This window comes from Bradyrhizobium sp. JR3.5 (assembly GCF_054057015.1).
On sequence record NZ_JBSRYV010000002.1, the window covers coordinates 552,446 to 573,035 of the forward strand.

Below are 20,590 nucleotides of genomic sequence, written 5' to 3' on the forward strand. Positions count from 1 at the left end.
CGGCGCCCACTAGAGCATATTCGGTTCTGATTGAATCAGAACCGAAGCTCCAGGTTCTTCTTTGGACGCGTTTTCTTCACGCGAACCGGTGTCCACTTCGCTCGAAAACGCTCTAGCCCCGGCAAGTCCATGAAAATCTATCTGGCAGGTCCTGACGTGTTCCTGCAAGATGCCGTGGAAATTGGCCGCCGCAAGGTGGAGGTGTGCGCCTATCACGGGCTGACCGGACTCTATCCGCTCGACAACAGCATCAATCCCACAGCCGCCGGCGCTTCACTCACCATCTTCAAAAGCAACGAGGCGATGATGGAGTCGGCCGACGCCGTCATCGCCAATTTGACGCCGTTTCGCGGCCCCAGTGCCGACGCAGGCACCGTCTACGAACTCGGCTACATGGCGGGACGCGGCAAGCTGTGCCTCGCCTATTCGAACGATCCCACGTCCTACGCCAATCGCGTGGCGCGGCTGCAGCAGGTCGTGCCGGCATCCGACGGACGCCTGATCGACGCGGAGGGACTGACGGTGGAAGAGTTTGGCTTGCCGGACAATCTGATGATGATGCATGCGCTCGAGCTGCACGGCAGTCCGCTGGTGACGCCGAGGGAGCCTGCGGCCGACCTCTGGCACGACCTCACCTCCTTCGAGACCTGCGTGCGGCTCGCCGCCGCGCAGCTCCGGCAGGGCGCCAAGTGACCAAGCACGTGACCAAGGCAGGCGACAACGACAACAACGCATCCGCCGGCAAGCGCATCGACGTGTTGCTGGTCGAGCGCGGCCTGTTCGAAAGCCGGGCCCGGGCGCGCGCCGCGATCGACGCCGGCCTCGTCACCGCCGACGGCAAGCCAATTGCGAAGGCATCCGAACTCGTCGCGCCCGGCGCCGCACTCACGGCCGAGCCGGCGCATCCCTATGTCTCGCGCGGCGGCGTCAAGCTCGCCGGCGCGCTCGAACACTATCCGATCGACGTCGAGGGCCATGTCTGCCTCGATGTCGGCGCCTCGACCGGCGGCTTCACCGAAGTGCTGCTCGCCAATGGTGCAAGCGTCGTGTTCGCCATCGATGTCGGCCACGGCCAGCTGCATCCCTCGCTGCAGGGGCATCCGAAGATCGTCTCCATGGAGGAGACCGACATCAGGAATTTCGAGGGCAAGCGGCTGCCGGCGCGGCCTGACGTCGTCGTGATCGACGTCAGCTTCATCTCGCTGAAGCTGGTGCTGCCGGTGGCGCTGTCGCTGGCGGCAGCGCCGATGCATCTCCTGGCGCTGATCAAGCCGCAATTCGAGGCGGCGCGCAAACACGCCAAGCGCGGCGTCATCCGCAACGCGATGGTGCACCAGGAGATCTGCGACGATATCGCCGCCTTTGCTGCCTCGCTCGGCTGCACCGACATTCAGGTGTTCCCGTCATCGATCACCGGCGGCGACGGCAATATCGAATTCTTCCTCGGTGCGCGCCGTGGCTGAGCTTCTCACCATCGACCATGTCGGCCATCGCGGCGACGGTGTCGCGATCGACGGCGCGCAGTCGATCTTCGTGCCCTACACGCTGGCCGGCGAAACGGTCGAGGTCGAAGACGTTCCGGGCAATCATCCCGACCGGCGGCGACTGGTGCGGGTGACGCAGGAAAGCCCCGAGCGGATCACGCCGTTCTGTCCGCATTTCGGCGTCTGCGGCGGCTGTGCGATCCAGCACTGGAATGACGCGCCCTACCGCGCCTGGAAACGCAACATCGTGGTCGAGACGCTGGCGCAGGCAAAGGTCGCGGCCGAAGTCGCGCCGCTGCTCGACGCCCATGGCGCCGGCCGCCGCCGCATCACGCTGCACGGACGCATGGGCACCCATGAGGTGCTCAAGGTCGGCTTCGCTGCGGCCGGTTCGCACGACATCATCCCGGTCGACCGCTGTCCGATCCTCGATCCGGCGCTCGACGGCGCGCTCGAGGCGGCCTGGGCCACAGCCGAGCCGCTGATCTCGATCGGCAAGCCGCTCGATATCCAGGTGACCGCGACCCTCAATGGTCTCGACATCGATGTGCGCGGCTCCGGTGCGCTGCCGACCAGCCTGATCACCGCTCTGTCGCGGGTCGCCGAGAAACACCGGCTGACACGCCTGACTCGGCATGGCGAGCTGGTGCTGCAGCGCGGCTCTCCCGAGATTGCGATCGGAAAGGTGAAGGTCGTGCTGCCGCCGGGCTCGTTCCTGCAGGCGACCGTCAAGGGCGAGGAGACGCTTGCGGCGCAGGTTCGCGAGCATTGCGGACGCGCCAAGCACATCGCCGATCTGTTTTGCGGGGTCGGCCCGTTTGCGCTCCGCCTAGCCGAGAAGGCGCGGGTCACGGCCTTCGACAGCGACGCCGGCGCGATCACGGCACTGCAAAAGGCTGCGCAATCGACGCCGGGGCTGAAGCCGCTCAAGGCCGAGGCGCGCGACCTGTTCCGCCGCCCCCTGATGCCGCAGGAATTGCGCGACTACGACGGCGTCGTGTTCGATCCGCCCCGGCAAGGCGCGCAGGCGCTCGTCACCCAGCTTGCGGCGAGCAAGGTGCCGGTGGTCGTCGCGGTGTCCTGCAACGCCGCAACGTTTGCGCGCGACGCAAAAATCCTGATCGATGGCGGCTACAAGATCGCTAGCGTCACCCCGGTCGATCAGTTCCGCCACACCCCACATGTCGAACTGGTGGCGCGCTTCGCACGCTGAGACAACGCTGCGACTATCGCAGCCCGCAATGTCCTCGCTATAATCCGCATCGCATGTCCGACGATCCGCTGCTCGCGCGCATCATTCCCGTCCTTGCCGGCGTGCCGGGCGTCGCCGCCATCGTGCTCGGCGGCTCGCGGGCGCGCGGCACGGCGCTTGAGGCCTCCGACACCGATCTCGGCCTCTACTATCGGGATAACGCCGCTCCGGATATCGATCGGCTGCGCGCGGTGGTGACCGGCCTGGTCGATGATCCCGCAGCTGCCCATGTGACGGCAGTCGGGGAATGGGGTCCGTGGATCGTCGGCGGCGCCTGGCTCGCGATCGGCGGCCGTAAGGTCGACCTGCTTTACCGCAGCATCGACCAGGTCACGACGGTGATCGATGCCTGCCGGAACGGTGAGGTCAGCATGCACTACCAGCCGGGCCATCCGCACGGCTTCTGCTCGGCGATCTGGATGGGCGAGGTTGCGCTGTGCCGTGCCCTGCATGATCCCGATGGCCTCATCGCGGCGCTGAGGGCAAAGATTGCGCCCTACCCGTCCGCCCTGCGCGATGCGCTGGTGCGGCGCTTTCAATGGGAAATCCTGTTCGCGATCGAGAGTGCCGGGCTTGCGCTGCCGCGCGGCGACAGCACGCATATCGCCGGCTGCGCCTATCGCGCGCTGGCGTGTATCGCGCAGGTGCTGTTTGCACTGAACGGGCAGTATCTGATCAACGAAAAGGGCGCGCTGGCGCAGGCGACGAATTTTCCGGTGACCGTTCGCGGCCTCGCCGGGCGCGTTGCCGAAGTGTGGCGGCAGATCGGCGCCGCGGAGCACACGGCCGCGATGCAGACGCTCCGCGAACTCGAGAGCGACGTTCGAGAGATTTGTACTGGGGGTTAGCGAAGCGTAAACCGCCGTCTTCGTGGCCGCAGATATGGTGGATTACGCCGGAGCCTGTCATCGGGCCGCTTCGCGCGGACCCGTTCGGCTAATCTCTACCCTACGAAGCATCGTGGTCGTCGTCATCGCCCCCAGCGATCCTGCCAGATCTTCTCGCCGATCGTGCAACTGACCCGCGGCTCCTTCTCGGCGGTCCGCATGATCGGGCGCTCGGGGGTGCGGCCGGCGACCTCGAGCAGCAGCTTGGTGCGGATCGCTTCCTTGAACTTCTCGCGATCCTTGATCGACACCACGAAGGAGCCGGGCCCGCCGATCACGCAGTCCTCGTAGTAGTAGTCGAGATTTTCGATATCCATCGTCGAGTAGGACGGCTCCTTCACCATGATCGGCAGGCCGTTGATGACGATGCCCTTGTCGAGCGCCGCATCGCGCGCAGGCGTGATCGGCGTGCCGTTGTTGTTGGGGCCGTCGCCGGAGATATCGATCACGCGGCGCAGGCCGCGATGCGGATTCTCGTCGAACATCGGGATCGCGAAATAGATCGCGCCCGAGATCGAGGTGCGCGAGGCGCGGCGCACCGGCGTCTTCATGATCTCGGCGGAGACCGCATCGGCGGATTCGGGGCCGTCGATCACCCGCCAGGGAATAATGACCTTCTGGTCGTTGGAGGCGGCCCATTCGAAATAGGTGATCGAGATCTTGCCGTTCGGGCCGGCCTTCAGCGCCTGCAGGAACTCCTTGGAAACGATCGCCTGCGCATAGCCCTCGCGCTGGATCGCGAGTTCGTCCATGTCCATCGAGTAGGAGACGTCGACCGCGATGATCAACTCGATGTCGACGCTCGGCGTGGATTCCTTTTCGGCCAGCCGGCCTGTCTGTGTTCCCGGGCCGGGGGCGGCAACACCGGCCACATCGCCGCTGGCCAATATGCCTGCGACAAGCACCGCTCCGATCGAGACATACCAGCGCATTGCGGCCCTCCCGTCGTGTCCTGTCATGGTGACACGCAAATCAGGCGGCGAAAAGCGCAGATATCATCTGTCCTTCACATTCAAGTTAGAGGCCTGCAAGTTAGAGACCTACAAGTTAGACGCTTGCAGGCTGGACATCACTTGCCACGCATGAGGCAACGCGCCGTGCCGTTGCCGCAATGACGCCGTGCAAATCGAACGGTTCCAACATGTGCGGGAAGACGGTATTCTTACGGGCAATCGCGAGGGAGTGCGATGCCCGATACCGTCGTCAAGCCGAAAACCAGGACCAAGACCAAGGTCGAGCGGCCACGCCTGCACAAGGTGATCCTGGTCAACGACGATTACACGCCGCGCGAATTCGTCGTCACCGTGCTGAAGGGCGAATTCCGCATGACCGACGACCAGGCCTACAAGGTGATGCTGACCGCGCATCAGCGCGGCGTCTGCGTGGTCGCGGTGTTTACCAGGGATGTCGCCGAGACCAAGGCGACGCGCGCCACCGACGCCGGCCGCGCCAAGGGTTATCCGCTGCTGTTCACCACCGAGCCCGAGGAATAGCGGCCATTACCGCTCCGTCGGCCGCGCGAGCTGCGCCCGCTGGCTCAGCGCAATGTCGGCGACGACCGCCCCCATCACCAGCGCGCCGCCGATCAGGGCGCGCGACGACGGCACCTCGGCAAACGCCAGCCACACCCAGAACGGCATCAGCGGCGTTTCGAGGGTTGCGATCAGCGAGGCCTGCGCGGACGGCAGCAATCGGGAGCCGACCGTGAACAGGGTGAGGCCGAGACCGACCTGGCATGCGCCGAACATCGCGAGCACGCCGAGATCAGCGCCGGTGACCGCGCCGATGCCCTGCCCCAACGGCAAGCTCACGGCGCTGCCGAGAAAGTTCGAGAGCGCCGCGGCGGCGATCATCGGCGTGGCCTTGCGCCGCCGGATCACCACCGTCATCAGCGAAATCGCCAGCACCATCACGCAGGCAAGGCCGATGCCCCTGTAATCCGCGATGCCGCCGGCGCCGCTGACGGTGATCGCCACACCCGCGAGCGCGACAAGGCTCGCCAGCAATGTGCCGGGCCGCGCCCGCTCACCGAGCCGAAGCCGGGCGATCGCGGCCGCCGCAAACGGCTGCATCGCGATCAGAATGGCGACATTGGCGACGCTGGTCAGTTGCAGCGCCGGAATGAACGTCACCATGCCGAAGGTCGAGAGGCCGGCCACCAGCCATCCGCTCGCCGGCATCACGACGAGATCGTGCGCACCGCGCCAGCCCTGCGTGGCGACCAGGAACAGCGCGATCGCGCCGCCACCGAACAGCCCGCGCCAGAACAGGATGGTCCAGGAATCGAAGTGCAGCAGCCGCGTGAAGAACGGCGCAGTGCTCCAGGCCGCCGCAGCCGCGACGACTAGCGCGATCCCGGTACGATGTTGCGCGTCCTTGTCAGTCACCGTGCGCAGCCGCTAACCAGCCGCCGCAATCGGCGCCTCGTCGAACAGGCCGTAGACCCGCTCTGCCTTGGCAAATCCCGCGATCGGGAACTCGCCGAGATCGCTCCAGCCGCCGTCGTGAATGCCGGCGAAGCGCTCGGAGGCCACGACAGTGCGGCCGAGGCGGCCGGCGATCTTCTCGAGCCGCGCGGCGAGATTGACCGCCGGACCGATGCAGGTGAAGTCGAGCCGGTTGCCGCCGCCGATATTGCCGTAGAGCACGCGCCCGAGATGCAGCGCGACGCCGAAGCGGAAGCGCTCGACCGCGTCGCCATTGGGGAATTGCAGCGCCTCGACCCCGGCGCGGGACGCGCGTGCCGCCTCCAGCACCCGCGAGCACACCTGCACTTCGTCGCCGAGATACTCGTCGACCGGGAAAACCGCGAGCAGTCCGTCGCCCATGAATTTGAGCACCTCGCCGCCATGGTCGCGGATCGCGGTGACCTGACAATCGAAGTAGAGGTTCAGGATCTCCACGACAGTCTCCGCCGGCAAGCGGTCGGACAACGCGGTGAAGCCGCGCAGGTCGGACAGCCAGATCGCGGCATCCATCGTGTCGGCATGGCCGCGCCTGATCTGGCCGCCCATGATGCGCTCGCCGGCACGGTTGCCGACGTAAGTATCGAGCAACAGCGTTGCGGTGCGGCGCAGCGTGATGATCTCGATGTAGCGCGCCAGCGGGACAGTGATCGAGCGGATCGCGTCGAGCTGTTCCTCGGTGAAGCCGCCCGGCTGCCTGGTGGTCCAGCTCGAGGCATTGGCGAAGCCGTCGGTATAGACCAGCGGCACCGCGATGTAGTCGGTGACGCCCTCGGCCTGCAAATCTACGACAATCGGAAAGCGCTTGCTGGCGGGGTCGTCGAGCCGCGCGCGCACTTCAACACCCTGCTTGAAGACGATCGACAGCGGGCTGACGGCAAATTCCGGGGTGTCCAGAATGTTGTGATCGACGGTGCCGGTTTCGACCTCGGCGCCGGGCTTCCAGAAGAAATGGCGGCCATAGATCTCGGGGTGCAGCGTGCGTACGAAGACGCCGACGCGCCATAGCGGCAGCCCGGCCCGTACCAAGCGTTCGCAGCATTCCGCCATCATCTGCGGCGGCGTCGGCGCCGATCGCGCGCCGCCGATCATCCATTCGATGATGTCCCGAAGCTCCGACGCGTTCATGGCATTCCCCAGGCGAGCACCCGATCCGGTGATCTCCACTATACAGGGGATCAGCGCCCGGTCTGCCCGCGGTCGCGCAGAAAATGATCGGCCAACACGCAGGCCATCATGGCCTCCCCCACCGGCACCGCGCGGATGCCGACGCAGGGGTCGTGACGGCCCTTGGTCAGGATGTCGGTATCGGCGCCCTTGCGGTCCACGGTCCGGCGCGTGGTCAGGATCGAGGACGTCGGCTTGACCGCAAAGCGCACCACCACCGGCTGGCCGGTCGAGATGCCGCCGAGCACGCCGCCGGCATGGTTGGACAGGAAACGCGTTCCGTTGTTGCCGGTCCGCATCTCGTCGGCATTCTCCTCGCCGGTGAGCTCGGCGGCGCCGAAGCCGGCGCCGATCTCGACGCCCTTGACGGCGTTGATGCTCATCATCGCCGCAGCGAGATCGCTGTCGAGCTTGGCGTAGATCGGCGCGCCGAGCCCGGCTGGCACGCCCTCGGCGACGACCTCGATGACGGCGCCGATCGAGGAGCCGCTCTTCCTGATGCCGTCGAGATAGCTTTCGAAGAACGCCGCCTTGTCCTTGTCGGGGCAGAAGAACGGGTTGTTGGCGATCTCGTCCCAGTCCCACTTCTCGCGGTCGATCTTGTGCGGCCCCATCTGCACCAGCGCGCCGCGCACCTTCACCTCGGGCAGGACTTTTCGCGCGATCGCGCCGGCCGCGACGCGGGTTGCGGTCTCGCGCGCAGAGGAACGCCCGCCGCCGCGGTAGTCGCGCAGGCCGTATTTCGCCTCATAGGTGAAGTCGGCATGGCCGGGGCGGAACTTGTCCTTGATCTCCGAATAATCCTTCGAGCGCTGGTCGGTGTTCTCGATCAGGAGCGCGATCGGCGTGCCGGTCGTGACCTGCACGCCGATCTCCGGATGCGCCATCACGCCGGACAGGATCTTCACCGCATCCGGCTCCTGGCGCTGGGTGGTGAAGCGCGACTGGCCCGGCCGGCGGCGGTCGAGGTCGTGCTGGATCTCCTCCACCGTCAGGGGGATCATCGGCGGACAGCCGTCCACCACGCAGCCGATCGCGACCCCATGGCTCTCGCCGAAGGTCGTGACGCGGAACATATGGCCGAAAGTATTGAAGGACATGGCGTGTCGTAACGCGCAGGGTCGGCAGCGTCAAACGGGTTTCATGAACCCAGGGACGTGGCTGGCTGGGCGCCCTTAACTATACTTCTGCAGGCCCGCCGCGCTGAACACGTAGACCGCGCCCTGCTCGATGGTGAGGTCGGCCGCAGAGGCCGGGGTCTCGAAGCCGAGCGCCACCATCAGCGCCCGCGCCGTGCCGCCATGGGCGATGGCGACCGTATCCGACGGCACTGAGCGGTACCACTCGGTCATCCGCGCCTGTACGTCGACATAGCTCTCGCCGCCCTCCGGCGCCACCGTCCACTTCTCGGCCAGGCGGCGGGCATAGACGACGGGGTCGGCGGCCTGCGCCTCTGCCAACGTCGAGCCTTCCCACGTCCCGTAGGCGATTTCGCGCAGCCGCGCGTCGAGGGCGTAGTCACCCGGCGGCAGGCCAAGCTCGGTGCGCACCAGCTCCATGGTCGCGCGCGCCCGGAGCAGCGGACTTGCGACGAAAGGCAGCGTCGTCTTGTCACGGCCGTCGCGCGCCAGGAGATCGGCGAGGATGCGGCCGGCATGTGCCGCCTGGGCGCGGCCGCGCTCGTTGAGAGCAATATCCTGCACGCCCTGAAGCCGGCCTTCGGCGTTCCATGAGGTCTCGCCGTGGCGGATGTAGTAGATCGTTGGCACAGGCATTCGCTTCGAATTTTTCTGGCCCGGAGGTACACCAGCACTTTGGCTGGCGACAAGCCCAAATCGGCCGCAGCCGAGGCGCTATGCGCGCAGGTCGGCGCAAACCGGAATAGCCACGCCGTTAGGGTGTTATGTTGAGCAAGGCGGCTATCGCCGCAACCATCGAAGACTGGGATGCATGACCGCGTTTCGTCAAAGTGTCGAAGCCATGATTCCAGCGCTCCGCCGCTATGCGCGGGCGCTGGTGCGTGACACGGATATCGCCGATGATTTGGTGCAGGACACGCTGGTGCGCGCGCTGCGCTCGGAGCGGCTGTTTCTCGGCGGCGACGTCAGGAGCTGGCTGTATACGATCCTGACCAATCTGAACAAGAACCGGAGGCGCTCGCTGGCGCGGCGGCCGGCCTTCATGCCGCTGCTCGACAACAATGCCGACGCCAGCGGCACCGAGGCGGAGGGACGCGACATCGAGCGCGCGCTGTCGACACTGGTCGAGGAGCAGCGTTCGGTGCTGCTGCTCGTGATGCTGGAGGGCATGAGCTACCGGGAGGTCGCCGACATCCAGGGCGTGCCGATCGGCACGGTGATGTCCCGCCTCGCCCGCGCGCGCGCCCATGTGCGGGCCTCGATCGAGGGCCAGCGCCCAACGCTGAGGCGGGTGAAGTGATAATGTGCGCGATGACAGGCGTTACGCATGAACGTTTTTCGAACAAGATTTGGCAGAGACCATTGATATGACCGACCCGAATATCCCCGTCACCGAAGACGAGCTGCATGCTTACGTCGACAACGAGCTGCCGGCCGAACGCCGCGGCGATGTCGAGGCGTGGCTCGCCGCGCATCCTGACGACGCGGCGCGGGTGCAGTCATGGCGCGCGATGGCCGAGACGCTGCATGCGCGCTACGACGCCGTGCTGGACGAGGCGGTGCCGAAGCGGCTCGAACTTGAGCGGCTGGTGCGCCAGCCGCGCCGCTGGGTCTATGGCGCGGTGGCGGCGACGCTGATGGCCTTCATCGCCGGCGGCGGCGTCGGCTGGATCGCACGCGGCGCCGCGGCGACGCCGTCGGCCTTCCAGAGCTTCACGCTCGATGCGCTCGATGCGCATCGGCTCTACGTGGTCGAGGTCCGTCATCCCGTCGAGGTGCCCGGCAGCGAGCGCGACCATCTGCAGCAATGGCTGACCAAGCGCTGCGGCTGGGACGTCCGCGCCCCCGACCTCACCGGGCTGAAGCTGGTCGGCGGCCGCCTGCTGCCGGGGCCGAGCGGGCCGGCGTCATTCCTGATGTATGAGAGCACGTCCGGCGAGCGCTTCACGGTCTACACCGCCAAGGCGAAAACCGAGGCGACCCAGATGCGCTATGCCGTCCAGGGCAGCGACGGCGCACTGTTCTGGGCCGATCGCGGTGTCGCCTATGTCGTCAGCGGCGGCACCGATCGCACGCGCCTGACCCAGGTCGCGCAGGCCGTCTACGATCAGATGGAGAAGAACGGCGGCTGATCTCCCGTAGATTTACGGGGAGATCAGCCACCGACATTGTGCCGTTTCGAGCAAGTGAATCCAGCCTCACTCGGCGTCCCAATTCCGACATTGAAAATTTCGATTCGCGTCATGGACGCGTCTCATTGTCGTACCGGATGCTCACGCGAAGATGATCCGCGCCCGATCCGCCGATCGGCGCACGCGGCCTCGATTGGGGTTTTGTGTACCGCGCTGGTCCCCCTCTCGAGGCCGCACTCTTTTTCCGCAGTCCGATCTGCACGCCGCAGATTTGGACGTCGGACGGCCGGTCATCCATTGACGCCCTCGCAACGGCTGCGTCTACCCCGATAGAGTCCGGGGTAGTGCAGTTTCGCGTCTCTTGCGCCTTTTGGGGCGCGCTCTCGGCGGTCAGCCGAGATCGCTGCGCGGATTGTAGGGATTTCGCTCCCGCCACGTCTGCATCAATGCCTCAAGCTCGGCATCGTTCCCGTCGGGAAGGATGATGCGGGTCGTGACATAGAGGTCGCCGACGGCGCCCGCCTTCGACAGCCCCTTGCCCTTGAGGCGGAAGGTACGGCCGCTCGAGGTGTTCTTCGGGATCGACAATTCGACCGCGCTGCCGAGCGTCGGCACCCGGACCTTGCCGCCCAGCACCGCCTCGTAGAGGGTCACAGGCAGATCGATCCGGAGATCGTTGCCGTCGACCTTGAAGAACGGATGCGGCGCGATCGAGATCGTGATCAGGAGGTCACCGGGCGGGTGGCCTTGCGCGGTGTCGCCCTGTCCCTTCAGGCGGATCTGCTGGCCGGCGGTGACGCCGGGCGGAATCTTGACGTTGAGCTCACGGCCGGTCGGCAGGCGGACGCGCTTGTCGCCGCCCCTGACCGATTCCTCCAGCGACACCGTCATGGCGACCGAAAGATCGAGGTCGACGCCGACCCCGCCGCCTTCGAATTCAAACGGGCTGGCCCGCCCCCCGCGCGCGCCACCGCCGCCACGCGCGGCGTTGCCGAACATGCTGTTGAGGATGTCCTCGAAGCTGCCGCCGCCCACGCCGCCGGGGCCGGGGCCGCCGCGGAAGCTGTACTCGAAGCCGCCGGGACCGCCACGGCCGCTGGCGCCGCCGCCGCCAGGGAATCCCTGAAAGCGCGGCTTGCCCTCAGCATCGATCTCGCCGCGGTCGAACTGCTTGCGCTTGTCCTCGTCGCCGACGATCTCGTTGGCCGTGTTGATCTCCGCAAAGCGGGCGGCCGCCTTCGGATCGTTCTTGTTGTTATCAGGGTGATGCTTCTTGGCGAGCTTGCGATAGGCGCTCTTGATCGTCGCAGCGCTGGCGCTCCGCTGCACCCCCAAGACCTCATAGGGGTCGCGCATCCGTCACGTCTCCTTCACGGGAAAATCAGTTTTGGCCGGGAACCCATCCGGGCTCACTTTACCTTCATGTGGGGGCTCAGTGGCATTTTTGCAACTAGCTTGGCGCCGGCATCGGCCGGAACTTTCAGGACTTGCTCCAGGGCTTCAGGCTATGGATTTGCCACCGGGCCTTGTCCAGACTTGCAGGCGGCGCCCTGCAGCCAGGTCTCGGTGGCTCCATTGACATAGCTGGCGAGAAAATCCCGGCACGTCTTGCCGTCCTCGCCCGAATAGGCCTGGGCCAGCGGCGTCACCGAGCCACGCGCGCCGGTCTGGGGATTTTCCCAGGGCTGGCTGGAATCCTTGTCGCCCTTGGTCAGCACGTCGGAGGCGGCGTTACGGGCAAAGGCGAGATCACTATCGGTCGGCATCACCGCGCTGACCTGGGTCGGACTGATCGAGCCCGTCACATCCTTGTCGTCCATCCTGGCGAAAGCATCGGTGCGCGACAGGCTGCAGCCGCCTGCGCCGACGCCGATCAGGATCAAGGTCACCACCGCGCCCGCGGGGTGGATCGCCGATAGGCCAACGCGCCCCCATGCCCTATATAGGGCTAGAAACGCGCTCTCGGACGCGGGCGAATGCAAATCGGGACTCCTGACATGACCGACACGACCTCCATCAAACACCCGACACCGTTAACATCGGGTGATTTCACCGCGGCGGAGGAGCCGTTCGCCCTGTTCGGCGAATGGTTTGCGGAAGCGGTCAAGTCCGAGCCGAACGATCCGAACGCGATGGCGCTCGCAACCGTCGATGCCGACGGGCTGCCCGACGTGCGGATGGTGCTGATGAAGGGCTTCGATGCCGACGGCTTCGTGTTCTACAGCCACGTTGCCAGCGCCAAGGGCCGCGAATTGGCCGCAAACCCCAAGGCCGCTTTACTGTTTCACTGGAAATCGCTGCGCCGCCAGGTGCGCATCCGTGGGCCGGTGACGCCGGTAACCGATGCCGAGGCCGACGCCTATTTCGCCACGCGGCCGAAGCAGGCGCAGATCGGCGCCTGGGCCAGCAAGCAATCGCAACCGCTGGAGAGCCGCTTCGCGTTCGAGCAGGCGATCGCCAAGGCCGGCGCGAAATACGTCATCGGCGAGGTGCCGCGTCCGCCGGGCTGGAGCGGCTGGCGGATCACGCCGCAGCGCTTCGAGTTCTGGCACGACCGCCCATATCGCCTGCACGACCGCATCGAATTCCGCCGCGACGGCGCCGGCAGCGCATGGTCGAAGGTGCGGCTCTATCCGTGACGACGACAGCTTAAAAGACGCCAACCTGAAAGACACCATGTCCCCTCCTTCCAACGCGCCGCGCCGTACCCTGCTCCTGACCGGTGCCAGCCGCGGCATCGGTCACGCCACCGCGATCCGGTTTGCTTCCGCCGGCTGGCGCGTCATCACCTGCTCGCGGCATGCATTTCCGGAAGTCTGCCCCTGGGGCGCTGGACCGGAAGATCACATCGAGGTCGATTTCGGCGACCATGACGACACGGTTCGCGCAATCAGCGAGATCCGCAAACGGTTGGTGAACGACGAGTTGCACGCGCTGGTCAACAATGCCGCGATCTCGCCGAAGGGGACGGGCGGTGCGCGGCTCGGGACCATGGACACCGATATCGAGACCTGGCTGCACGTGTTCCGCGTCAACTTCTTCGCGCCCATCATGCTGGCCCGCGGGCTGATCGACGAGCTCAGGCACGCCAAGGGCGCGGTGGTGAACGTCACCTCGATCGCCGGCTCGCGCGTGCATCCGTTCGCAGGCGTTGCCTATGCGACCTCGAAAGCCGCGCTGGCGTCACTGACGCGGGAAATGGCATCCGACTTCGGCCGCGTCGGCGTGCGCGTCAATTCGATCGCACCGGGCGAGATCGATACTTCGATCCTGTCGCCAGGCACCGAGAAGATCGTCGACCAGCAAATCCCCATGCATCGCCTCGGCACTCCGGACGAGGTCGCCAAGATCATCTACGTGCTGTGCACGGAAACCAGCTCCTACGTGAACGGCGCCGAGATCCACATCAACGGTGGCCAGCACGTCTGAGCTGTGGCTTGGATGTTATTTCGGGGAAGGAAGCGAAAGGTTCGAGGCGATCCCGGCCGCCGCCGCGGCCGTCACGTTGGGATTGCTTCGATTGCAGGCGTAACGATGCAGACGAGGCTTCTGCCTCCAAAAGGCCTCAGCCTCTAGTCCGCATAAAACCGACGAGATTTCTTCTCAAGCGGCTGCAGCGCGATGTCATTCAACGCGCTTGAGCAATCGTCTTCGTCCTCGCCATCCAGCAACGCAGCGCCACAGTAGCGGCAAAGTCTCGGCGAGATCGCCTGCACCTTGCCTGCTGCGCGGTCGTGTTGATAGCGCGCAAAGTCGATGACGTTACGCCGTGGCGTTATGATCTTCTCAACCATTGCTGTCCTCCGGCTTCGAGGCGGGCGTTATCGCAGACAAATTTCGCCCAAACGTTCAGCGCAACGCTCAAATTTTAGCAGAGGAAATAAGGCAGAAAGCGCGTCCCAAAACGCGACGTGTGGAACCGGCGCTACAGCCACTTTTTCCACTTGAAGATCCAGTACGGCACGATCGCCGCGATCAGCATCAGCACCAGCGCGAACGGATAGCCGTGCGTCCATTCGAGTTCCGGCATGATCTTGAAATTCATGCCGTAGACCGAGGCAATCAGCGTCGGCGGCATCAGCACCACCGCCATCACCGAGAACAGCTTGATGATGTTGTTCTGTTCCAGATTGACCACGCCGAGCATGGCGTCGAGCACGAAGGTGATCTTGTTGGAGAGATAGGAAGCGTGGTCGGTCAGTGAGGCCACGTCACGCTGCATGGTCTTGAGCTGCTCGCGCATGTCCTTGGACCATTTCACGCCCTCCACGATCGCCGAAAGGAAGGTGACGAGGCGGCCGATCGAGACCAGGCTTTCGCGGACCTTCGAGGTCAGGTCGCCCTTGCGGCCGATCGCGATCAGGATCTGCGAATATTGCTTGGCGTGGCCGTGGCGCTGGCTCTCCGGCTCGAAGATGTCGTGGGAGACCTGGTCGATGTCGGCCCCGCAGCGCTCCAGAATGTCGGCGCAGCGGTCGATCACCGCATCCAGCAGTTCCATCAGCACCTGCTCGCCGGTGATGCCGGGGGAACAGGCCCGAGCCAGCTTGTTCTCGACCAGCGCGAACGGCTTCGGCAGGTCGTAGCGCACCGTGACCAGCCGATGGCCGGTCAGGATGAAGGTGACCGCCGTGGTGCGCGGCATATCGGTGTCGGACTGGCACATCAGCGTTGCGGTCATGTAGCGGGCGCTGTTCTCGATATAGAGCCGGCTGGAGATCTCGATCTCCTGCATGTCTTCCCGGGTCGGAACCGCGATCCCCGCGAGCCTCTCGACGGCACGATCCTCCTCGACGGTCGGGTTCACCAGGTCGACCCAGACCGCCGCCTCCGGCAGCACGCCGAGGTCGGTGGCGGCGGCCTTCTTGAGGGAAAAATCGGAGGGAACGAACACCGACAGCATCACGGGCTCCACGAAACAGGGCTGGCAAGACCCGTCGATCTAGCGCGATTCTGGCTGGCGCTTCATGACCGGGCGATTAACCGGACATCCACCTTTGTGGCCGCCAGGCGGCGGTGAATGTGACGTTGAAGCAGCTTCGATTGAACAACCGTTGCCTGTTTGCACAAACACTGGCCGCACACCAGAAAACTTGCGGCAAAAAAGCCACAGGCGACGTCCCGCGATGCGGGAAAGGCATCTAAACTCTGGGAATAATGGCACGTTTCGGCAATAATGCCCTTCATGGAATCGTGGCGTTTGGGGCGTAATGTTGGCGCTTTCGGGCGCGGATTTTCGATTGGAATGTAATCATGTCGTCGTTCAAAGTTACCTTCGGGATCCTGGCCGCGGGCCTGATGTTGTCGGGCTGCATGCAGGCCACGACCTATGAGGCAACCAACACGGCCGCCTTCAAGCCGCGTGACAAGGAACTGCTGGCCAAGACCACCTACGTCAAGACGCCGGTGGCTGAACCGTTCCGCCGCGCCATCGTCGAGTACCACCGCAAGGAAGCCCCCGGCTCGATCGTGGTCGATTCCGACAACCATTACCTCTACTATGTGCTGAACGACGGCAAGGCGATCCGCTACGGCATCACCGTCGGCGAAGAAGCAATGGCCTGGTCGGGCATTGCCAAGGTCGGCAGCATGACCGAATGGCCGGCCTGGCATCCCACCCCCGGCGAAATCTCGCGCCTCGGCGTTCCGACCTTCGTGGCACCCGGCCCGGACAATCCGATGGGCTCGCGCGCGATGTATCTCTACTCGGGCGGCAAGGACACGCTGTTCCGCATCCACGGCACCAACCAGCCGGAATACATCGGCTCGTCGATCTCCTCGGGCTGCATCCGCATGACCAACGAGGACGTCATCGACCTCTACAACCGCGTCAAGCTCGGCACCATCGTCGTGGTGCTGGAGCCGAAGCACGGCGACTCGCCCTACAAGCCGCAGATGGCGCTGCAGGGCGCCGGCGGCACGACCTACTGATCCCAATCACGTCGCAGTCGCGATCAAAGGCGCCGGCTTTGCCGGCGCTTTTTTGTTGGCTGCGGCTTGGTCTCGGCAGCGCCGTCGGGCGCGGCCGCATCATCTGATTTCGCCGCATCCGGCTCATCAACCTTGCCGCGGTCGGCCGTGGATCCGTCGGTCCTGGATGAGTCCGGCTTGGACGCGTCCGATTTGGCGGCGACCTCGCGCGGCGGCGCCTCTTCGGGGCGCTCGGCCGGCAACAGCGGCGCGACACGCGGCAGCGGATCGTACACGTTCCACTGGCAGATCCGGTAATTGTTGCGACGCTCCGTCAGGTCGAGATGGACGTGATCCTCGTGGTACCAGTCCGAGCCCGGACCGAGCACGGTGGAGAAGCGGGCGCAGACCGAATGCAGCACGGTCTCGCGCAGATCGCGCGGCACGCTGCGGTCGGTCAGCGAGATCGACTTGCCGTTGGCGAGACCGAAGGCGCGCACGTCGAGCGCATTGGCGCGGCCATGTTCGGAGAGCTGCGCGCCGGCGACGCGATTGCGGCCGCGGCACTCGAACGAGTCGAAATTGTCGAGATTGCTGATCCCGCCCCCGAGGCTCTGCGCCAGCGGCGCGATATCGGTGCGGACCCAGTCGGCAACCGCACTTGCCATCTTGCACCGGAGGATCGCCGCGGGCTTGATCGCGACCTTGCGCTTATCCGGCAGCACGATGGCCTCGAGCCGCACCAGATCCTCGCCGCCGCAGCCGCCGGCGCCGTGGATATCCGGAATGCTCGGCGCGATCGCGATCTCCTCGGTGAGGGCCTGCCGGCAGGCCGACAGCTGCGACCTCAGAGGCTTGGCTGCTTCGGCTGGCCTGGCCGTCTCGCCGGGCCTGGCAGCCTCAACAGGCGCGGCCGGTGGCGGTGCCGCAGCCGCCGGCGGCTCGGGCTCCGCGGCCGCAGGCGCGTCAGCTGCTGCCGGCGCCTCCGCGGGGCGTGGCTTCGGCAGCGGCACCGCTGAGCGGTGGACCGCCTTGTGCGCCCTGTGCGGCCGGGTGCCGAACAGCTCGTCCCAAGGAAAGCCAGGCGCGCCGCGGGCGGCCTGCGCGGATCCCGCTTGCATGCCAAGGCACAGCAGCGCGGCGGCAGCGGTAACCATTGCCGCGCCCCCGCGACGAAACGCGCCATCAGGCCATTTTCGGCTTGCTTTCTCCGCGCTACAGTTCATGTCAGTTCCATGATTTTACTGCCGGCCGTCCAAGATGCCGGCAGATCATGCGTGAGGATCGAGGAGGGATTTGCGTATGCTTGGCTTGATGCAAGACTGGCCCCTGCTGTGCCACAAGATTATTGAGCACGCCGCCAAATATCACGGCACGCAGGAAGTCGTGACCCGGTCGGTCGAAGGCCCCATTCATCGCACCACCTACGCCCAAATCCATGCCCGCGCACTGAAGGTCTCGCAGAGCCTGGAACGCGACGGCATCAAGCTCGGCGACCGCGTCGCCACCATCGCCTGGAACACCTGGCGCCACCTCGAAGTCTGGTACGGCATCATGGGGATCGGCGCGATCTGCCACACGGTCAATCCACGACTGTTTCCGGAACAAATCGCCTGGATCGTCAACCACGCCCAGGACCGCATCGTCATCACCGACCTCACCTTCGTTCCGGTGCTGGAGAAGATCGCCAGCCAGCTGCCGAGCGTCGAGCGCTACGTGGTGCTGACCGACAAGGCGCACATGCCGCAGACCACGCTGAAGAACGCGGTCGCCTACGAGGACTGGATCGCGGCATCCGACGGGAAGTTCGAGTGGAAGACCTTCGACGAGAACACCGCCGCGGCGATGTGCTACACCTCCGGCACGACGGGCGATCCCAAGGGTGTCCTCTATTCGCACCGGTCCAACGTGTTGCACGCGCTGATGGCCAACTCGAAGGACGCGCTCGGCACCTCCGCGTCGGACACAATGCTTCCGGTCGTCCCCTTGTTCCATGCCAACAGCTGGGGCATCGCCTTCTCCGCGCCATCGATGGGCACCAAGCTGGTGATGCCGGGTCCGAAGCTCGACGGCGCCTCGGTGTACGAGCTGCTGTCGACCGAGAAGGTCACCCATACCGCGGGTGTCCCGACGGTGTGGCTGATGCTGCTGCAATACATGGCCGCCAACAATGTCAAGCTGCCGGATCTGCAGATGGTGATCTGCGGCGGCTCGGCGATGCCGCGCTCGATGATCAAGGCGTTCCTCGACATGGGCAGCCAGGTGCGCCACGCCTGGGGCATGACCGAGATGAGCCCGCTCGGCACGCTGGCGACGCTGAAGCCGCCATTCAACGATCGCAGCGGCGAGGAGCGGCTCGACATCCTGCAGACCCAGGGCTATCCGCCGTTCGGCGTCGAGATGAAGATCACCGACGATGCCGGCAAGGAGCTGCCGTGGGACGGCAAGACCTTCGGCCGTCTCAAGGTCTCCGGCCCCGCGATCGCGAAAGCCTACTTCCGGGTCGATGCCAACATCCTCGACGACGCAGGCTTCTTCGACACCGGCGACGTCTCGACGATGGACGAGCACGGCTACATGCGGATCACCGACCGCTCCAAGGACGTGATCAAGTCCGGCGGCGAATGGATTTCCTCGATCGATCTCGAGAACCTCGCGGTCGGCCACCCGGCGGTGGCGGAGGCGGCCGTGATCGGCGTCCATCACCCCAAATGGGATGAGCGGCCGCTGCTGATCGTGCAGCTCAAGCAGGGCGAGAGCGCCACGCGCGAGGACATCCTGAAATTCATGGACGGCAAGATCGCCAAATGGTGGATGCCCGACGACGTCGCCTTCGTCGACGGCATTCCCCACACCGCGACCGGCAAGATCCTGAAGACCGCGCTGCGCGACCAGTTCAAGGATTACACCTTCCCGACCGCCGCGGCTTGACGCTTCACCCTCCCCTGGAGGGGGAGGGTCGGCTCACAGCGAGCAAAGCGAGATGTGAGGCGGGGTGGGGTGATCTCTCCACTCGGGCAGCGCCCGATATGAGAAACCTTCACCCCACCTCGGTCCGCATTTCATGCGAACCGATCCTCCCCCTCCAGGGGAGGATAAGAATGTCCCAAATCCCTTGAATTCGCCGCAGGTCCGTGGTCTCACACGATCATTGGCGGCGGCTGAGGTCGCCCAAGGACATCTCAACCGGCAGATCTTTCGACGATGGCGCGCAGGTTTTCCGCTCCCTACCAGCAGGAGCCCGTGTCCGGTCTCGCCACCTGGTCACGCAACCTCGCCATCTTCTCCGTCGTCGCGGTGCTGATCTCGATCATTATCGTCCGGTTCGGGTTCCTGGAGGTCAAACCGGCACTGGCGACCTTCTTCGGTGCGCTTGGCCTGGCCGGCCTGTCGATCCTGCTCGGGCTGGCCGCCTTCGCCGCGATCTGGCAGAACGGCACCCGCGGTATGGGCCGGATCCTGCTCGCGTTCCTGATCGACGCCGCGATCCTCGGCTACCCGGCCTATCTGACCTATCAGTACCGCAAGCTGCCGCGGATCTACGACGTCACCACCGACGCGATCGACCCGCCGAAATTCGAGGCGCTGGCGCGGCTGCGCACCGGCGAAGGCACCAACCCGGCCGCCTATGCCGGCCTCTATTCGGCCGAGAAGCAGCGCGCGGCCTATCCCGATATCGAAACCGTCGAGCTGGAAACCCCGGTCGACCGTGCCTATGAGATGACCTTGCGGCTGGTGAACCGCCGCAAATGGCTCGTCATCGACGCACGCGCGCCGCAGCCGCCGCGCCGGATCGGCCGCATCGAGGCGGTGGCGCGCACGCCGATCATGGGTTTCCGCGAGGACGTCTCGATCCGGGTCACGCCCGACGACGAGGACTCGCGCGTCGATATCCGCTCCGCCTCGCGCTATTTCGACACCGATCTCGGCAGCAACGCCGCGCGGGTCAAGAAGCTGATCGAGGACCTCAACTCCGCCGCAGACAACGAAAACGCCAAGCCGGCGAAGAAGGCGGCCCCGGTCGCGCCGAAGGCGCCGCCGGCGAAGACCGTGAAGAAATAGTCTCCCCCGTCATTCCGGGGCGCGCGTAGCGCGAGCCCGGAATCCATCGGGCCGCAGACTCCGTGGTGAAATGGATTCCGGGTTCTCGCGGA

The 20,590-nt window shown here is 65.5% G+C and carries 23 protein-coding genes; 12 read left to right on the plus strand and 11 right to left on the minus strand.

Annotated features, from left to right (window positions below):
• Window positions 1-129: 129 nt before the first annotated feature.
• Genes ACVWW1_RS19200 through ACVWW1_RS19215 form a run of 4 tightly spaced genes read left to right on the plus strand, consistent with a single transcriptional unit; the run spans window position 130 to window position 3,584 of the window.
• Window positions 130-693, plus strand: coding sequence for a nucleoside 2-deoxyribosyltransferase (locus tag ACVWW1_RS19200; RefSeq protein WP_456657049.1), 564 nt, complete (start codon window positions 130-132; stop codon window positions 691-693).
• The gene (locus tag ACVWW1_RS19205) at window positions 690-1,463 is read left to right on the plus strand and encodes a TlyA family RNA methyltransferase (RefSeq protein ID WP_456657050.1); all 774 of its coding nucleotides are present in this window, start codon (window positions 690-692) and stop codon (window positions 1,461-1,463) included. The genes ACVWW1_RS19200 and ACVWW1_RS19205 overlap by 4 nt, the downstream gene beginning before the upstream one ends.
• On the plus strand, window positions 1,456-2,697 hold the full coding sequence (locus ACVWW1_RS19210) for a class I SAM-dependent RNA methyltransferase (RefSeq protein WP_456657051.1): 1,242 nt from the start codon (window positions 1,456-1,458) through the stop codon (window positions 2,695-2,697). The genes ACVWW1_RS19205 and ACVWW1_RS19210 overlap by 8 nt, the downstream gene beginning before the upstream one ends.
• Before the next feature lie 53 nt (window positions 2,698-2,750).
• Window positions 2,751-3,584, plus strand: a complete 834-nt coding sequence (locus tag ACVWW1_RS19215) for a nucleotidyltransferase domain-containing protein (RefSeq protein WP_456657052.1) — start codon at window positions 2,751-2,753, stop codon at window positions 3,582-3,584.
• Between the two features lie 122 nt (window positions 3,585-3,706).
• On the opposite strand, the gene ACVWW1_RS19220 is transcribed toward ACVWW1_RS19215, so the two are convergent.
• Window positions 3,707-4,555: a DUF1194 domain-containing protein gene (locus tag ACVWW1_RS19220; protein ID WP_456657053.1), complete on the minus strand. Its 849-nt coding sequence runs from the start codon at window positions 4,553-4,555 to the stop codon at window positions 3,707-3,709.
• A gap of 255 nt (window positions 4,556-4,810) precedes the next feature.
• Between ACVWW1_RS19220 and clpS the strand changes: the two genes are divergently transcribed.
• Window positions 4,811-5,116 carry an ATP-dependent Clp protease adapter ClpS gene (gene clpS / locus ACVWW1_RS19225; RefSeq protein WP_021076758.1) on the plus strand — a complete coding sequence of 102 codons (306 nt, stop codon included), beginning with the start codon at window positions 4,811-4,813 and terminating at the stop codon, window positions 5,114-5,116.
• Between the two features lie 6 nt (window positions 5,117-5,122).
• Here clpS and ACVWW1_RS19230 read toward each other — a convergent pair whose 3' ends face one another.
• The 4 genes from ACVWW1_RS19230 to ACVWW1_RS19245 all read right to left on the minus strand — a co-directional run bounded on the left by ACVWW1_RS19230 (window position 5,123) and on the right by ACVWW1_RS19245 (window position 9,030).
• Complete coding sequence (locus ACVWW1_RS19230; RefSeq protein WP_456657054.1) at window positions 5,123-6,010, minus strand: DMT family transporter; 888 nt, start codon at window positions 6,008-6,010, stop codon at window positions 5,123-5,125.
• Window positions 6,011-6,022: 12 nt separating this feature from the next.
• Entirely contained in the window at window positions 6,023-7,216 is a 1,194-nt protein-coding gene (locus tag ACVWW1_RS19235; RefSeq protein ID WP_456657055.1) for an adenylate/guanylate cyclase domain-containing protein, read from the minus strand.
• 50 nt (window positions 7,217-7,266) lie between these two features.
• Entirely contained in the window at window positions 7,267-8,355 is a 1,089-nt protein-coding gene (gene aroC, locus ACVWW1_RS19240) for a chorismate synthase (protein ID WP_456657056.1), read from the minus strand.
• Window positions 8,356-8,430: 75 nt separating this feature from the next.
• Window positions 8,431-9,030 (minus strand): histidine phosphatase family protein, encoded by a 600-nt coding sequence (locus tag ACVWW1_RS19245; protein ID WP_456657057.1) that lies wholly within the window; start codon window positions 9,028-9,030, stop codon window positions 8,431-8,433.
• Between the two features lie 175 nt (window positions 9,031-9,205).
• On the opposite strand from ACVWW1_RS19245, the gene ACVWW1_RS19250 reads away from it, so the two are divergent.
• Entirely contained in the window at window positions 9,206-9,694 is a 489-nt protein-coding gene (locus ACVWW1_RS19250) for a sigma-70 family RNA polymerase sigma factor (RefSeq protein ID WP_173641402.1), read from the plus strand.
• A gap of 67 nt (window positions 9,695-9,761) precedes the next feature.
• Window positions 9,762-10,526: an anti-sigma factor family protein gene (locus tag ACVWW1_RS19255; protein ID WP_176532930.1), complete on the plus strand. Its 765-nt coding sequence runs from the start codon at window positions 9,762-9,764 to the stop codon at window positions 10,524-10,526.
• A gap of 390 nt (window positions 10,527-10,916) precedes the next feature.
• Here the strand turns inward: ACVWW1_RS19255 and ACVWW1_RS19260 are convergent, their stop codons facing one another.
• Window positions 10,917-11,882 carry a DnaJ C-terminal domain-containing protein gene (locus ACVWW1_RS19260; protein ID WP_176532931.1) on the minus strand — a complete coding sequence of 322 codons (966 nt, stop codon included), beginning with the start codon at window positions 11,880-11,882 and terminating at the stop codon, window positions 10,917-10,919.
• Between the two features lie 149 nt (window positions 11,883-12,031).
• The gene (locus ACVWW1_RS19265; protein WP_456657058.1) at window positions 12,032-12,415 is read right to left on the minus strand and encodes an RT0821/Lpp0805 family surface protein; all 384 of its coding nucleotides are present in this window, start codon (window positions 12,413-12,415) and stop codon (window positions 12,032-12,034) included.
• A gap of 108 nt (window positions 12,416-12,523) precedes the next feature.
• On the opposite strand from ACVWW1_RS19265, the gene pdxH reads away from it, so the two are divergent.
• Both pdxH and ACVWW1_RS19275 read left to right on the plus strand, forming a co-directional pair.
• Window positions 12,524-13,165 carry a pyridoxamine 5'-phosphate oxidase gene (gene pdxH, locus ACVWW1_RS19270; protein WP_456657059.1) on the plus strand — a complete coding sequence of 214 codons (642 nt, stop codon included), beginning with the start codon at window positions 12,524-12,526 and terminating at the stop codon, window positions 13,163-13,165.
• 37 nt (window positions 13,166-13,202) lie between these two features.
• Window positions 13,203-13,955, plus strand: a complete 753-nt coding sequence (locus ACVWW1_RS19275) for an SDR family NAD(P)-dependent oxidoreductase (protein ID WP_176532934.1) — start codon at window positions 13,203-13,205, stop codon at window positions 13,953-13,955.
• Between the two features lie 143 nt (window positions 13,956-14,098).
• Here ACVWW1_RS19275 and ACVWW1_RS19280 read toward each other — a convergent pair whose 3' ends face one another.
• The 3 genes from ACVWW1_RS19280 to ACVWW1_RS19290 form a co-directional block, all read right to left on the minus strand.
• The gene (locus ACVWW1_RS19280) at window positions 14,099-14,320 is read right to left on the minus strand and encodes a hypothetical protein (protein ID WP_176532935.1); all 222 of its coding nucleotides are present in this window, start codon (window positions 14,318-14,320) and stop codon (window positions 14,099-14,101) included.
• 131 nt (window positions 14,321-14,451) lie between these two features.
• Entirely contained in the window at window positions 14,452-15,429 is a 978-nt protein-coding gene (locus ACVWW1_RS19285) for a magnesium transporter CorA family protein (RefSeq protein ID WP_207835875.1), read from the minus strand.
• 62 nt (window positions 15,430-15,491) lie between these two features.
• Window positions 15,492-15,713 (minus strand): hypothetical protein, encoded by a 222-nt coding sequence (locus ACVWW1_RS19290; RefSeq protein ID WP_456657060.1) that lies wholly within the window; start codon window positions 15,711-15,713, stop codon window positions 15,492-15,494.
• A 66-nt stretch (window positions 15,714-15,779) separates the two neighbouring features.
• On the opposite strand from ACVWW1_RS19290, the gene ACVWW1_RS19295 reads away from it, so the two are divergent.
• A complete protein-coding gene (locus ACVWW1_RS19295; RefSeq protein ID WP_173641394.1) occupies window positions 15,780-16,457 on the plus strand; it encodes a L,D-transpeptidase in 678 nt (225 codons plus the stop codon).
• A gap of 23 nt (window positions 16,458-16,480) precedes the next feature.
• Here the strand turns inward: ACVWW1_RS19295 and ACVWW1_RS19300 are convergent, their stop codons facing one another.
• Window positions 16,481-17,662, minus strand: a complete 1,182-nt coding sequence (locus tag ACVWW1_RS19300) for an extensin family protein (protein WP_456657061.1) — start codon at window positions 17,660-17,662, stop codon at window positions 16,481-16,483.
• Window positions 17,663-17,738: 76 nt separating this feature from the next.
• On the opposite strand from ACVWW1_RS19300, the gene ACVWW1_RS19305 reads away from it, so the two are divergent.
• Entirely contained in the window at window positions 17,739-19,367 is a 1,629-nt protein-coding gene (locus ACVWW1_RS19305) for a fatty-acid--CoA ligase (protein WP_456657062.1), read from the plus strand.
• Window positions 19,368-19,640: 273 nt separating this feature from the next.
• The gene (locus tag ACVWW1_RS19310; protein ID WP_456657063.1) at window positions 19,641-20,498 is read left to right on the plus strand and encodes a DUF1499 domain-containing protein; all 858 of its coding nucleotides are present in this window, start codon (window positions 19,641-19,643) and stop codon (window positions 20,496-20,498) included.
• Window positions 20,499-20,590 lie beyond the last annotated feature (92 nt).